The following is a 14,834-nucleotide window of genomic DNA, read 5'->3' as shown; positions in this document are numbered from 1 at the left end:
GCGAATGTCACGAGGTGTTCCGCACATGCCCACAAAACCGATCCTTCACCGGGATGATCCCACAGCCGAGCCTTTGACGGGGAACGTCAAAGTCACCCGAGCGGATTGGCTGAATGTGGCAATGGATGTGCTGATCAGTGATGGGGTGGAGCGGGTCAAGGTGCTGGCGCTGGCGGAGCGGATGGGCGTGTCACGCTCTTCCTTCTACTGGTATTTCAAATCGCGCCAGGATCTGCTGGATGCGCTGTTGACGTCGTGGGAGCAAACCAATACCGCCGCAATGGTCGCGCAGGCTGAAGCCCCGGCAAAGACGATCACCGGCGCCGTTCTGAATGTCTTTCACTGTATTGCCGACCCAGACCTGTTCAATACGGCGCTCGATTTTGCGGTTCGCGACTGGGCGCGCCGCTCGGGAAAGGTGCGAAGCCTCTTGGACCGGTCTGATGCGCGCAGGGTCGCGGCCCTGAGCGAAATGTTCGAGCGGTTTGACTACCCCGAACTGGAGGCCCAGACGCGGGCCAAGGTGCTCTATTACATGCAGCTTGGATACGATATGGCCGAGCCGAACGAGAGCTATGAACACCGGCTGAAGATGACGCCGCAATACCTTCGCGTCTTCACTGGCCGCGAGCCGCGTGAAGACGAGCTGGAAGAATTCGTGCATTACACGAAGCGGTTCTGGGATGTCTAGGCATACGGGCGCTCCATCGCGCGGCGCGCACGGCCCTATTGCAGGAAGTCAGGCTCTCTGGGCAGAGGGGATCGGGGGAATGCAGATTTCCCAGAACTTGTGCAGCGATGTGAGCACGTTTTTCAACTCGGCAGAGCCCTGAGGTTTCACGAAATACCCGCTCACATTCCGTTTGTAGGCGAGCGAGACATCCGTCGGATTGTCCGAGGTGGTGAACATGAAAACCAGATGATCCGATATCGACTCGTTGGAGCGCAGAGCCTGTAGGAAGTCGTGACCGTTCATGCGGGGCATGTTGATATCGAGAAGAATGAAAAAGGGACCGTCGGTCAAAGCGTTCGGAGCTTCACCTTCGAGGATTTGCAGGGCCTCGATACCATCGCGGGCGCGTACGATCGAGGCAGGCAGATCCATACGCTTCAGTGTGCGTTCTAGGATCATGGCGTCCAGATCGCTATCCTCTACCAGAAGGATATTCATTTCATTCGGCATTCAGGCGGCCTTCTACGAACCTTTAGTTGCTATTGTTGCGGGCCTGCTTCGGCCAGTCAAATCGAAACACGGTTCCGCTGCCGGGTGACGAGTCAACCGATACAGAAAAACCGTGCTGTTCCACGGCTTTCTTCACGATTGCCAGCCCGACTCCAGTGCTTTCCGGTGTACCCGCTTCGCGCAGGGTCTGGAATACACCAAAAATCTTTGAGTGGTACCTAGGATCAATTCCCTTGCCATTGTCACTGACTGCGACACGGTATCGATCATCAAGCATTTCAACTTTTACGATGATCTCAGCTTTGCTTTCTTCGGGGTGGTAGCGCACGGCGTTGCTGACCAGATTCTCCAGCACACTGCGAAACATCTGGCTGTCGTAGGACACGGTATCGGCGCTACCGGTCAATATCAACTGTTCCTTGCGTAGGCTCAGGTCCGAGCGGAGATCTTCGATGATCTTTTCAAGATCCAGAGCAGCCTCGCTTGGGACGCGCCTGCCGACCCTCGAGAACTCCAGGATCCCACCGATCAAAGCGTTCATTCGGCCAACCCGTTCAATGATATGATCAAGGTTGTTCTGTACATCGGGGTTGGCATCGGGACTAGCCAAGTAGTCTTCCAGGTCCTCTTTCACCATCTCCGTCAGGCTGCCGATCCCGCGGACTGGCGTTTTCAGGTCATGCGATGTGACGTAGGCGAACTGTTCAAGCTCATCGTTGGACTTGATCAATCGTGCGTTGGTCTCTTCCAGTTTGTTTCGTTCCGCGCGCAGCTCTGCCGTGACCTTGTCTGCATAGGCGATAGCCTGTCGGTTGGCCCGCGACATCATCACCAGCAGCGAAATGATCAGAGCTTCGATCAACAGGCCAGCAAGTAGGATGACGGTCGGTTGGGCAAAGGTGTTGTTTGCGCGAAAGGCTAGGTTCGTACGCATGTCCAGCGTCCAGACACGCCCATAGAGATTAAGCTCTACAGTCTCTGAATGCATCGGGTCAGGGTCGTTCAGGCCATCGTCAGCAGAGTGCTCGTCATAGATCAGCTCATCCCCGTCCCGAATACTGAACCGGACCTCACGCAAGTCCTTGGCCAGAAGGCCCTCCATGAGCTTGCGTACGACAAAGGGCGCGTAGACGATACCCAGGATGCTTTCCCGCCGTTCGGCGACCGTATCGCGAGGGCCGCCTTCGTAGTAGGGGGCATAGAAAAGAAAGCCTGGTGTACTTCCCTCGTCCTGAACCAAGACAATCGGGCCAGTGATCTGGCTTTCGCCGGTGTCTCGGCTCGCCAGTGCTGCCATGCGCCGGTTCTGCTCGTGAGCAACGTCAAGGCCGACCGCCGCAGCGTTCACGGCTTCCGGTTCGATAAAGGAGATCGGCATCTGGATCTCCTCGTCGTGAGGCGGATGTACACGGTAGCTTTCGCGCTCTCGCAGACGCTGTTCCATGTAACTTGGGATGTCTTCTTGGTTGAGGTAATGAATAATACCGATGCCGTTGATGCCGGGATATTTTTCTTCGATCCGCAACGTGTTGGCAAAGATCCGCCATTCCTCGAGACTCATGTCGCCGCCATGGGACTCGACGGCAGAGACCCCCGCCCACAGGGCGTCCTCATATTGCCCCATTCGGTCAACGATCAGGTCCAGTGCCCGATCCCGGCTCAACTCAAATCGCGATTTTATCCGTGTCTCGATCTGGCGTTCCGAGAACAGCCAAACTCCGACTGTCATCATGATGGACAGGGTCACCACGATGACATGCATCGCAGAGATTCTTCCATGCGCGGTTTTTTTCTTTGGAAGGGTTTCCATCGGCCGCGCTCTGCTCCAAGTTTTTAAACGCCAAGTCAGCCTATTCCTGTGGAGTTTAACATCCTGTTAAGTAGAGACGTTGGGCTGGGACAGAAAGGCAAAGCAAGCCAAAAAAGCGAAAATGCAACGCAAAAAAGTGAAATGCGTGCAAGTCGCATAAGGAGCGGACCTTAGGCGCGCTCCTCCTTCAGGTATGACTCTGCAACACGTGAAAAACGGTCAGATACGCGCCAGCCGCTTTTCGGCCTCGGCGCGCACCGTCTTGGCGGCGTCAAGACGGACCGGGCCGTAGCCGCGAATTTCAATCGGAGCCGACAGCACCTTGGCGCAGTCTTCGTGGCTTTGCGCCGAATAGCTGGTTGCGATCTTGTGGAGAGCGTTTTCATACCAGGTCAGAAGATCGCGGTGCAGGCGTGCTTCTTCGTGATATCCAAAGGGGTTGAGAGCACTGCCGCGCAGGCCCTTGGCCTTGGCCAGAACCGACAGCGCTGGGCGCAGCCAGGGGCCAAAGACGCTTTTCTTGGGGCGCCCTCGGCTGTCCTTGCCGCGTGCCAGCAGAGGCGGCGCCAAGTGGTATTTGACCGAATAGTCGCCATCGAATTCCGCCGCGATCTGATCCTTGAAGCTGTCAGCGGTCAAAAGGCGCGCAACTTCGAATTCATCCTTGTAGGCCATCAGTTTGAACAGGGATTTCGCGGCGCGCGTCACAAGATCGTCCTGCACATCTGCGGGCAGGGCGCCGCGCAGCCGGTCCAGCGTGGCGCGATAGCGGGCCGCATAGGCCTTGTCCTGATACTCGGTGAGGAAGGTGGCGCGGCGCTCGATCATCTGCTCCAGTGTTTCACTGTCTTCCGGGGTCTCGTCGTAGAATTGGCTGACAAGGCCGGGGTCCACTGCGATGGCGCGCCCAATGGCAAAGGCGAGGCGGTTCTTGTCGATGGCCACGCCGTTCAGCTCGATGGCTTGGGACAATGCCGCTCCGCTGACCGGCACCAGCCCCTTTTGCCAGGCAAAGCCCAGCATCATCACGTTGGCCAGCACCGCGTCACCCAGCAGCGCTTCTGCCGCCTCGTTGGCGTTGAAGCCCGACAGGTTCTCGGCGCCGACCACATTGGCGATTTCCTGTTCGCGAAGGCCGGCCATCAGGTCGGCGTCGCGGCGCAGCACCAGATCGCCCGTGGGCATTTCGGCGCGGTTCAGTACCACCTTGGTGCCAGCCCGGTAGTGGGCCGAGGCCTTGGGCGCCGAAGACACCACCACATCGCAGCCAATCACCGCATCTGCGGCGGCTTGATCGATACGCACCTGGTTCAGCGTTTCAGGCGTGTTCGACAGGCGAATGTAGCTGAGAACGGTGCCGAACTTCTGCGCAAAGCCGGTGAAATCCAGCACGCTTGACCCCTTACCTTCCAAATGGGCGGCCATGGTGATCAGCGCGCCCACGGTTACAACGCCAGTGCCGCCCACCCCGGTGACGAGCAGATCGAACGGCTCGGCGAGGGAGGGAAGGTCCGGGGCAGGCAGGCGGGCGGCCAGCTGGTCTGCATCGAGACCGGCAGGCTGCTTCTTGCGCCGCTCGCCACCCTCAACGGTGACAAAGCTGGGGCAAAAGCCGTTGAGGCAGGAGAAATCCTTGTTGCAGGACGAGAGGTTGATCTTGCGCTTGCGGCCAAATGGGGTCTCTTTCGGCTCCACGCTGAGGCAGTTGGATTCCACGGAACAATCGCCGCAGCCTTCGCAGACCAGGTCGTTGATGAAGGCGAATTTCTTCGGATCTTCCATCTTGCCGCGCTTGCGTCGGCGGCGTTTTTCGGTGGCGCAGGTCTGTTCATAGATCAGCACCGTGACACCGGGGATTTCGCGCAATTCGCGCTGAACGGTGTCCATGTCTCCCCGGTCGTGGAATGAGGTTCCGGCAGGGAAATCGGCACGGTTGAACTTGGCAATGTCGTCGGACACGAGGGCGATACGCTCCACCCCTTCGGCGCGGCAGGTCTGGGCAATGCCCGAGACACTGACCGGCCCGTCCACCGGCTGACCGCCGGTCATGGCAACCGCGTCGTTATAGAGGATCTTGTAGGTGATGTTGGTTTTCGCCGCGACCGCCTGCCGGATCGCCAGACTGCCGGAATGATACCAGGTGCCTTCGCCCAGGTTCTGGAACACGTGCTTGTTCCCGTTGAACTGCGAGGCGACCGCCCAGGGCACACCTTCGCCGCCCATCTGGGCGTATCCGGCGGTGTCGCGATCCATCCAGCTGGCCATGACGTGACAGCCGATGCCGGAGAAAGCCTTGGAGCCTTCGGGCAGCTTGGTCGAGGTGTTATGCGGGCAGCCCGAGCAGAAATAAGGCGTGCGGGTGGCGCCGGGCACATTGATCAGCTTTGGCGGCTGGGCTGTCAGCGCGGCGGCCTTTGCGGGCAGGTTTTCTTCCGGGAAGAAGGCATCAAGCCGCGCGGCCACGATGGGCGCCAGCATCAGCGGGCTGAGTTCCCCGGTCCAGGGGATCAGCGGCTCGCCTTGGCTGTCGTATTTGCCGACCATCTTCTTGGGTTTGTCGCCGGGCCAGTCGTAAAAATACTCCTTGAACTGGCTTTCGATGATGCCGCGTTTTTCCTCGACGACCAGCACTTCTTCCTTGCCGTTCACAAAGCGCAGCGCCTCGGGGCGGGCCAGCGGCCAGACCATGCCGACCTTGTAGATATCGATACCCAGACGGCGGCAGGCGGCCTCGTCCAGACCCAAGAGGCGCAGCGCCTCCATCAGGTCGAGATGCCCCTTGCCGGTGGTCACGAAACCGAACTTGGCGTCCTCGACGTCATAGATGCGGCGGTCGATCGGGTTGGCTTCTGCAAAGGCGCGCACCGCCTTGATCTTGGCCTGGATGCGGGTCTCTATTTCAGGTGAAGGCAGGTCGGCGCGGCGAATATGCAGCCCGCCGGGGTAGGGTGGCAGCTCGGGCAGGACAAATTCGCGATCCGGTTGCAATTCGACCGAACGCGCGCTTTCAACGGTTTCCGACACTGCCTTGAAGCCAACCCAGGTGCCGGAATAGCGGGACAGGGCAAAGCCGTATTCTCCAAATGTCAGGAATTCGGAAACATCCGCCGGGTTCAGAACCGGCATGAACCAGGCCATGAAAGCGACGTCCGACTGGTGCGGCATCGACGAGCTGACGCAGCCGTGGTCGTCGCCCGCAACCACCAGAACGCCACCCTTTTCGGACGATCCATAGGCGTTGCCGTGCTTTAGCGCATCGCCCGAACGATCCACCCCCGGCCCCTTGCCGTACCACATGGAAAAGACGCCCTCGACCTCGCAATGGGGGTCCAGGATAGCCTGCTGCGCGCCCAGAACGGCGGTGGCGCCCAGATCCTCGTTCACGGCGGGCATGAACTTGACCTTGGCCTCCTCCATCCGCTTGCGCGAGCGCCAGAATTCGAGGTCCACCCCGCCCAGCGGTGAGCCGCGATAGCCCGAGACGAACCCGGCGGTGTTGAGGCCCGCGTCACGATCCCGGCGCGCCTGGTCCAGCATCACGCGCGCCAGCGCCTGGGTGCCGGTCAGAAAGACGCGGCCCTTGGTCATCTCATAGCGGTCATCCAACTGGTAGCTGCGAAACTCGTGGCTCAGCTCGGTCATGGGGTTTCCTCGCGCGGGTGATCCTTATCGCGACAGGATAATCCACCTTTGGTGGAAATTTTTGCCGGATATACTGGTAATTTTGCATTTTGTGGGTAATTTACTCACAAAACGACCATTTGGCGGTGAGGAGTGCCGGTGCCATGCAGCTGGATGATAGGGATCGCCGTATTCTGACGCTCTTGCAGGAGGATTCGCGCGTCTCGAACGCCGACCTGGCCGAGGCAGTGGGCATGTCTCCCTCCGCTTTGTGGCGGCGGGTGCGAGCCTTGGAGGAGGCGGGCGTGATCGAACGCTATGGCGCGGTGGTCAACGCCAAGGCCATGGGGCTTGAATTTCACGCCATGGTGCATGTGCAACTGACGCGCCACGAGCCGGAAAAGCTGAAGGAATTCATCCGCGCGGTCGAGACGAATACGCTGGTGCAGGAGTGTTATGCCACAACGGGCCAGTCCGACTATCACCTGCGGGTTCTGGCGCCGGATCTTGATGCCTATAATCGGTTCCTTGAGGAGTTCCTGTTCCGCCTGCCAGCCGTGGCCAGCGCACAGACCAACGTGGTTTTGCGCACGATCAAGCGCGACAGGCCCGTGATGCCCTGAGACACGGAATTCAGGCGGCGTATTTCATCCACGCCGCGGCCATGGCGATATAGGTAAGCTGGTGCAGCGCCTGGTCTGTGCCCACCGCGCGCCAGAACACGGCTTGTTGGGGCGTCAGTTGCTTGCTGTCAGAGTAGCGCGCTTTGCAGTAATCGATGTTGAAGTGAACGATCCATTCGAGGGCGCAGATCACAAGGATGAACGCGACCGGGCTTCCCATTGCGACAAAGACCAAGATCGAGCCTATCACATGAACGCCCGCATGTTGGGCGCGGCCGCTGTGAAAGTACTCTCCACGTCCGGACAGCATCTTGGGTGTCTGCAGATAGAAATCCGCAAACATGTGTTTGACCTGCATTAGGCAAAGCAGCAACAGCAAGGCTCCGGTTGTTTCCGGCAAGGCGATCCCCTGATTAAACATATTGAGCGGAAGCTTACGTGTTTTTTGCGTCATGGCAAATGGTGCGTCGCCCTGTTCCGTAACGACAGGTCTGCGTGCTGGAATGTGTTCTTGCCATTGCCTGCAACAGGCAAACCGCGCTAGGCATAGGGTATCGATTTCAGACGCCAAGCCGGAGCTGTCTCATAGAACGGTCGCTGTTTCGTTTTATCTGGAAGTACTCCAAACGTGATCAGCTTGTTCTCTTGGTGGTCACAGCCTGCCTGTTCCCGCTGCTATACCTGACGCTGGAGCTGCCGAAGCGGATCATCAACGATGCCATCGGTGCTCAGACTGATACCATAGACATCCTGGGATATTCCTTCGATCAGCTGACCTTCCTGTGGCTTCTCTGCGGTGCTTTCCTGATTTCGGTTCTGATGCATGGTCTGCTGAAGATGCGCATCAACACGATGAAGGGCGTTCTGGCCGAGAGGATGCTGCGGCGTTTCCGCTACCAACTGATTGCCCGCGTGCTGCGTTTCCCGCAGCCCTATTTCGAAAGGGTCAGCCAGGGAGAGTTGGTCTCCATGGTGACGTCAGAGTCCGAACCGATGGGCGGATTGATGGGCGACGCTGTCAGTCAACCTGTCTTGCAGGCTGGGCAGATGCTGACGATCCTCTATTTCTTGTTCATGCAAAGCTTCTGGTTCGGGCTGGCCGCCGTGGCGCTGATCCCACTGCAGGGGTGGCTGATTCCGATGCTGCAGAGGCGGATCAACCTTCTGAACAAGGAGCGCATCAAGGAGGTGCGGGCGCTCGCCTCGGAAATCGGGGAAAGCGCCGCGGGCGCGGCGACCTTGCGCATCAACGGCGGCTGGCGCTACCGGATGGCTGTGATCACCGCGCGGTTGGGGCGGCTGTACGATATCCGCTTCGATATCTACCAGAAAAAGTTTTTCATGAAGTTTCTCAACAACTTCATCACTCAACTGACGCCTTTCTTCTTTTACGCAGTCGGCGGCTATCTGGTGCTGGAGGGCAAGGTGTCGCTCGGGGCGCTGGTGGCAGCGCTTGCGGCCTACAAGGACATTGCCTCGCCCTGGAAAGAGCTGCTTGCCTATTACAACCAGACCCAGGACATGTCCCTGCGCTGGGAGGTGATCCTCGAGCGTTTTGCGCCGCCTGGCATGGTCGATGAAAAGCTGATGACAGGAGAGCCGGATGAGATTCCGCGCCTGACAGGCGATATCGAGCTGTCCGAGGTTAACGTGCGCGATGCTGACGGCAACCTGGTGCTGGAAGATCTGAGCGCGAAACTGCCCGCAGGGCAGGTGATCGGCATTGCCGCCCCGTCGGAAGAAGACCGGCGCGCCCTCGCCGAGTTGCTGACGCGCGAAGTCCTGCCAACGGCTGGTACTGTAACCGTCGCGGGGCACGATCTGCGCGAGGTGCATCAGGCTGTTGTGGCCTCCCGTATTGGTCACGCGACCTCTCGTCCGGTCCTGTTCCGTGGCTCGTTCGGGGACAACGTGATGATGCCGATGCGTCAGCGCCCACAGGGTGAGGCGCAGGACATGTTGCAGTTCACGGCTGCATTGCGGGCGGGAAACAGTGCTGATCCCTTTGATGCGCCTTGGCTGGACCCCTCTCTGGCCGGATTTTCGACCGAGGCAGAACTGCGTGACTGGTGGGTTCAGCTGGTATCTGGCATCGGAACCGACACGGCCCTGTTCCGCCGTGGCATGGATCAGAAGTTCGACAGTGCAGTGCATCCGCGGCTGACCAAGACGCTTATTGACCTGCGTCCCAAGGTTCAGGCGGCGGTGGAAAAGGCCGGCCTGACCGCGCAGGCGCATGTTTTCGATCCGAAAGCCTATAACCCGGCGCTGCCGGTGGTTGAGAATCTGCTTTATGCCACCCTACGCGAGCCGATCACCGAAGAGGTCCTCAAGCGGCACGTGAACTTCCTTGATCGCCTCAAGGAGCTGCAGCTGGATCGCGATCTGGTGACATTGACGCAGGATGTCGTGGATATGCTGCGTCAGATCTTTGGTATCGACGGCACTGGCCATCCTTTGTTCCGCAAGTTGGGGCTGGAGACTTCGGCGTATGAAACCGCTTTGTCTTTGGTGGACAAGACCCGCAGCAAGGGAGCCGAAGCGCTGGAGCAGGACGAGCTGGCGCAGATGCTGATCGTGCCCTTCAGCATTTCGGCGGAGCAGATCGGCCCCGCGTTCAGCGACGAGATGAAGGAGCGCATCCTGCAGTTCCGCCGAAGCCACGCGGATGAGCTGCTTGGTACGCTCGAAGATATCTTTGTGCCGCTCGATCAGTCTGCCTTTGCCCCCGGCCTGACGGTTCTTGAGAACGCGCTGTTCGGGAAAATCTCCGATAGCTCAGGGGCGCGCGGTGATGAGCTGCGCAAGCTGGTTTCCGATGTGCTGGTGGAGAACGGGGCCCGCAACATGGTGATCGAGTTGATCTTCGACCTGCCCGTTGCGCTGGGCGGTCAGGGATTACCGGCCAGTTTTGCCGAACCGCTGGCCTTTGCGAGGGCCACGATCAAGCGGCCCGATATCCTGATTCTGGAGTCAGCCCTTTCGAGCTACGACCTTGAGACGCGGATTTCGGTTCACAAGAACCTGCGCAAGCTGTTGCCGGATACGACCTTGGTCTATCTCGATACCGATTTCGAGCGCTCCGAAGTCTTTGATGTTTTCTATCAACTGCGTCAGGGACGGCTGGTCAGCGATGAGACACAAGAGGCGGCTGTTGCCGACAGTGCCGCGAGCCAGGATCTGGCGCGCAAACTCAGGGCACTGGAACAGTCCGAGCTGTTTTCAGGTCTCAATCGCCGCCAGCTGCGCCTTCTGGCGTTTGGGGCACGCTGGTATGATGCCAAGGCAGGCGATGTGGTGTTCCTCAAGGACGACGATGCCAGTGACGGCGCCTATATGATCACCGAAGGAGAGGCGGGCCTTTTCCTGCCACAGGAGGGCCAGGAAGACCGGCTGATTGCCAAGGTCGGGCCTGGTCGCCTCGTCGGAGAGCTGGGTCTGATCCGCAAGGAGCCGCGCGCGCTGAGCATGGTGGCGCAGACTGATCTGACCTGCCTTCGTATCGGTGAAGAGGAGTTCTTGGCCGTTGTGGAGAATGATGCGGCGACGGCCTTCAAATTGCTGCAGGTTGTCGCGGGCTATGTCTCGAGCTGACCTTGCAAATCCGCTCGCGAGCGGCAACACAAGATTCCAAGACAAGCGAAAGAGGGGAGGCAGCCATGAAACTGCTGCGATATCGAATGGAGGGCGCGGTGCGCCCGGGGCTGATGGATGATGGCGGGATCGTACGTGATCTGTCCGGCCACATTGCGGATATCTCGGGCGAGGTACTGGATGACGCGGCGTTGGCCCGTTTGGCTGAGCTGGATCCGGCGTCATTGCCGGCAGTGGATGGCGACATCGATCTGGCGCCCTGCGTTGGTGGGGTAGGCAAGTTCCTGTGCATCGGCCTCAACTATTCTGATCATGCCGAAGAGGCAGGCATGCCCATCCCCGAGCACCCCATCCTGTTCATGAAGGCCAACTCGGCGATCGCCGGCCCCAATGATGATGTGGTGATTCCGCGTGGCTCCACCGCTACGGACTGGGAGGTGGAGCTGGGCGTCGTCATTGGTACGGCTGCGAAATACGTCACCGAGGCCGAGGCCCTGGATCACGTAGCGGGGTATTGCGTCATCAATGATGTCTCAGAACGCGATTTTCAGATCAAGCTGACCGGGCAATGGACCAAGGGCAAGAGCTGTGACACCTTCGGCCCCATTGGCCCGTGGTTGGTGACACGGGACGAGGTCGCGGATCCGCAGAACCTGGCTTTGTCCTGTGATGTGAACGGAAAGCGCATGCAGACGGGCAACACCGGCAAGATGATCTTTACCGTGGCCCAGATCATTTCCCATCTCAGTCAGCTCATGACCCTTCATCCGGGCGATGTGATTGCCACAGGCACGCCTCCGGGCGTTGGCATGGGGATGAAGCCCGATCCGGTTTACCTAAAGCCCGGTGACGTGATGGAGCTGGAAATCGAAGGCCTAGGTCGACAGCGCCAAAACCTGCGGGCGGACAGCTAACCCAGCCGCGGTTTCAATGGGCCAGCGGGGGTAGGCTCCCGCCCGTCTCCGGGCAGTCAAAGACTGCCCTTCGCCAGTTGGGCCTGGCGCGGCAAAGCCGCGCTGGGCCTAGGGCTGATTTCGGGGATTTGCCGCAGGCAAAGAAGGGGACAGGCACGAGAGCGCTTTGCTGACTGCAAGGCGGCTTCGATGCAGTTTGACGATTGGTCGTGCTTTTGAGGGCCGGTCAAAGGCCACTCAGGAGAGGTCACTCACCGCCGCAGAACTGGCGATAGAGAAGAGAAATGATCTCTTCGGTATTTGTGTCCTTCAACGAATAAAAAATCGTCTTGCCCTCACGCCGGGTGGCGACCAGCTCTTCATCGCGCAACCGGGCCAGCATCTGGCTGACCGCGGCCTGGCGCATGCCGAGCAGCGCCTCCAGCTCCCCGACGGACTTTTCACCGGTTCCAAGGTGACAAAGAATCATCAGCCGCCCTTCATGGGCCAGCGTCTTGAGGAATGCCGCAGCTTCGGTCGCACGCTGCGCCATATCGATCGGCGTATCCGGCGAAATCGTATCGGGGGATTGAATGGTCACGGGTCGAAAGTCCTGCGCTAGAGCTTGCGGCACATAATGCACTATTTTGCCCCGCTCGCACAAGCCGCGCTGCCGCAACGCCTATTCGGGCAGCGGCGGCGCGCCACCGGCGAAGGAATTGCCGTTCACATAGTCACAGGGCGCCTCCTGCATATTTAGGTGCAGATCGTCGCCGGAAAAGGGGTGTGCGCGGGCAAGATCCTCGTCGACTTCGATGCCGAGGCCCGGTGCATCCGGTGGTGTGATAAAGCCTCCTTCGACCCGGATCGCCCCTTTGATCAATGCGTCATGGAAAGGAGTTTCGATGCTTTCGGCCATCAGGATATTCGGGATTGAGGCCGCCAGGTGTATGTTCGCAGCCCATTCCACCGGTCCGGCGTAAAGATGCGGCGCCATTTGCGCGTTATAGACCTCGGCCATGGCCGCGATTTTCTTGGCTTCCCATATGCCGCCAACGCGCCCTAGCGCCGGTTGCAGAATGCTGGCCGCCCCTTCGCGGAGGATCGGAGCGAACTCGGCCTTGGTGGTCAGGCGCTCACCCGTGGCCACGGGCACCGGTTGACCCGAAACCACGCGTGCCATCTGGCCTACGGAATCGGGGGGAACCGGCTCTTCGAACCATAGGGGCTGGTAGGGCGCGATTGCCTGGCCCAGCCGGATTGCGCCTGCGGTGATGAACTGCCCATGTGTGCCAAAGAGCAGGTCTGCGCGGTCCCCCACCGCTCCGCGGATGGCTTTGCAAAAGGCGATGGATTGGCTGATGTCGCTCATCGCGGGCATGTGACCACCACGCAGGGTGTAAGGGCCTGCCGGATCGAACTTTACTGCCGTGTAGCCCTGACGCACCATTTCGGCAGCGCTTTCGGCGGCCATTTCTGGTGAGGTCCAGAAGGCAGAGATCTCGTGCTGGGGCAGGGGGTAGAGATAGGTATAGGCGCGAATGCGATCGTTCATCCGTCCGCCGATCAGCGCATGAACCGGGCGGCCACGATCCTTGCCGAGGATATCCCAGCAGGCGATCTCAAGCCCCGAAAAGGCACCCATCACTGTTAGATCGGGCCGCTGGGTAAAGCCAGAAGAATAGGCGCGGCGGAACATCAGTTCGATGTTTTCCGGGTTCTCCCCCTCCATGTGGCGGTGAAAGACGTCGCGGATGACATGGCACATGGCGTCCGGGCCAACCGAGGCGGCATAGCATTCGCCCCAGCCGGTGATCCCGGTGTCGGTGGTCAACTTGACCAGGATCCAGTAGCGCCCGCCCCATCCGGGAGCGGGCGGGGCAGTCACGATGATGTCGAGGTCCTGCAGCTTCATCGGGGGCTCCTTCGGGCTGCACGCAGCCGGTCAGCGGTTGAACAGGATCACGTTGCGCCGGGCAGAGCCGGTCTTGGTGTCTGCAATCGCCTCGTTGATCTGGTCAAGGCTCCAGCGTCCCGAGATCAGCTCGTCCAGTTTCAGACGGCCCTGTTCATAAAGATCGATCATCCAGGGAATGTCTCGCTGAATCACGACATCGCCCATTTTGGAGCCGACAAGTCCCTGCCCGATGGCGGCCATCACGACGGGTTCATACTCCGCCTTGGCACCCGAGTGCGGCATGCCGATCATCACCGCCTTGCCGCCCCGGCCCAGATAACGCACAGCCTGTTCATAGGCGGGAATGGCCCCCACGGTTACCAGAACCGCATCGGCCCCCTTTCCCCCCAGCGCCTTGTAGGAGGCGCGCCAGGGGGATTTCTGTGTGCCAAGGACGCCATGGGTGGCGCCGAACTCCTTGGCGACCTCCAGCTTTTCCTCGCTCATGTCGACGGCCACGATCCGGCGGGCACCGGCAATGCGCGCGCCTTGGATGGCGTTGAGACCCACGCCGCCCGCGCCTATCACCACCACATCCTGTCCAGCGCGCAGGCCCGCGGCATTAACAGCCGCACCAACGCCAGTGATTACCCCGCAGGAGATCAGCGCGGCGACTTCCTTACCCATGGTTTCGGGAATCTTCACGATCTGACGCTGATCCACGACCACCTTTTCGGCAAAGGCGCCACAGGCCATGGCCTGCTCCAGCGGGCTGCCGTCGGCGGTTTTGATCGGGCCGTTCTTCACTCCGTCATAGTGTGTTTCACAGATCGTCGGCTTGCCGCCGGCACAGCTTGGGCAGGTGCCGCAGGCGCGGATCAGGGTGACCACAACGCTGTCGCCCGTCGCAAAGCCGTTCACGCCATCGCCAACCTTTGTGATTTTGCCGGCCGCCTCGTGGCCATAGACGGCCGGAAGGTGACCGCCCCAGGCGCCCTCGGCATAGGAGATGTCGCTGTGACAGATTGCGACCGCGTCCAGGGTCACCTCGACCTCGCCCATGCGCGGGTCGGCGATCAGGATGTCTTCGATGACGAGGGGTTGACCGAATTCACGGCAGACGGCGGCTTTGATGGTTTGCATGGCGCTTTCTCCCGGTTGCCAGGCGTATCTGTCTGCACGGTGGCGCGGACAGACGCGTGCTGCAAGTGGG

General features: G+C 60.0%; 11 protein-coding genes. 4 read left to right on the top strand and 7 right to left on the bottom strand.

Going from position 1 to position 14,834, the window contains the following annotated elements; all coding sequences use genetic code 11:
- Positions 1 to 25: 25 nt before the first annotated feature.
- Entirely contained in the window at positions 26 to 691 is a 666-nt protein-coding gene (locus INS80_RS04660) for a TetR/AcrR family transcriptional regulator (RefSeq protein WP_192964513.1), read from the top strand.
- A gap of 48 nt (positions 692 to 739) precedes the next feature.
- Here the strand turns inward: INS80_RS04660 and INS80_RS04655 are convergent, their stop codons facing one another.
- The 3 genes from INS80_RS04655 to INS80_RS04645 form a co-directional block, all read right to left on the bottom strand.
- Positions 740 to 1,183 (bottom strand): response regulator, encoded by a 444-nt coding sequence (locus INS80_RS04655; protein WP_226892562.1) that lies wholly within the window; start codon positions 1,181 to 1,183, stop codon positions 740 to 742.
- 22 nt (positions 1,184 to 1,205) lie between these two features.
- The gene (locus tag INS80_RS04650) at positions 1,206 to 2,945 is read right to left on the bottom strand and encodes a CHASE domain-containing protein (RefSeq protein ID WP_226892561.1); all 1,740 of its coding nucleotides are present in this window, start codon (positions 2,943 to 2,945) and stop codon (positions 1,206 to 1,208) included.
- Positions 2,946 to 3,212: 267 nt separating this feature from the next.
- A complete protein-coding gene (locus tag INS80_RS04645) occupies positions 3,213 to 6,635 on the bottom strand; it encodes an indolepyruvate ferredoxin oxidoreductase family protein (RefSeq protein WP_192964511.1) in 3,423 nt (1,140 codons plus the stop codon).
- Between the two features lie 143 nt (positions 6,636 to 6,778).
- On the opposite strand from INS80_RS04645, the gene INS80_RS04640 reads away from it, so the two are divergent.
- Entirely contained in the window at positions 6,779 to 7,237 is a 459-nt protein-coding gene (locus INS80_RS04640) for an Lrp/AsnC family transcriptional regulator (RefSeq protein ID WP_192964510.1), read from the top strand.
- A 10-nt stretch (positions 7,238 to 7,247) separates the two neighbouring features.
- Here the strand turns inward: INS80_RS04640 and INS80_RS04635 are convergent, their stop codons facing one another.
- On the bottom strand, positions 7,248 to 7,658 hold the full coding sequence (locus INS80_RS04635; RefSeq protein ID WP_192967185.1) for a DUF3307 domain-containing protein: 411 nt from the start codon (positions 7,656 to 7,658) through the stop codon (positions 7,248 to 7,250).
- Positions 7,659 to 7,834: 176 nt separating this feature from the next.
- On the opposite strand from INS80_RS04635, the gene INS80_RS04630 reads away from it, so the two are divergent.
- A complete protein-coding gene (locus INS80_RS04630) occupies positions 7,835 to 10,831 on the top strand; it encodes an ABC transporter transmembrane domain-containing protein (RefSeq protein ID WP_439650954.1) in 2,997 nt (998 codons plus the stop codon).
- Positions 10,832 to 10,896: 65 nt separating this feature from the next.
- Entirely contained in the window at positions 10,897 to 11,745 is an 849-nt protein-coding gene (locus INS80_RS04625; protein WP_192964508.1) for a fumarylacetoacetate hydrolase family protein, read from the top strand.
- A 247-nt stretch (positions 11,746 to 11,992) separates the two neighbouring features.
- On the opposite strand, the gene INS80_RS04620 is transcribed toward INS80_RS04625, so the two are convergent.
- The 3 genes from INS80_RS04620 to INS80_RS04610 form a co-directional block, all read right to left on the bottom strand.
- Positions 11,993 to 12,277 carry an ArsR/SmtB family transcription factor gene (locus INS80_RS04620; protein WP_192967184.1) on the bottom strand — a complete coding sequence of 95 codons (285 nt, stop codon included), beginning with the start codon at positions 12,275 to 12,277 and terminating at the stop codon, positions 11,993 to 11,995.
- Between the two features lie 129 nt (positions 12,278 to 12,406).
- Positions 12,407 to 13,639, bottom strand: coding sequence for a mandelate racemase/muconate lactonizing enzyme family protein (locus INS80_RS04615; protein WP_192964507.1), 1,233 nt, complete (start codon positions 13,637 to 13,639; stop codon positions 12,407 to 12,409).
- 30 nt (positions 13,640 to 13,669) lie between these two features.
- The gene (locus INS80_RS04610; RefSeq protein ID WP_192964506.1) at positions 13,670 to 14,764 is read right to left on the bottom strand and encodes a Zn-dependent alcohol dehydrogenase; all 1,095 of its coding nucleotides are present in this window, start codon (positions 14,762 to 14,764) and stop codon (positions 13,670 to 13,672) included.
- Positions 14,765 to 14,834 lie beyond the last annotated feature (70 nt).

The sequence above is a fragment of the Phycobacter azelaicus genome, from assembly GCF_014884385.1.
Classification (GTDB): Bacteria; Pseudomonadota; Alphaproteobacteria; order Rhodobacterales; family Rhodobacteraceae; genus Phycobacter; species Phycobacter azelaicus.
The sequence above is the reverse complement of the archived record's forward strand: the minus strand, read 5'-3'. Positions and strand labels throughout refer to the sequence as shown.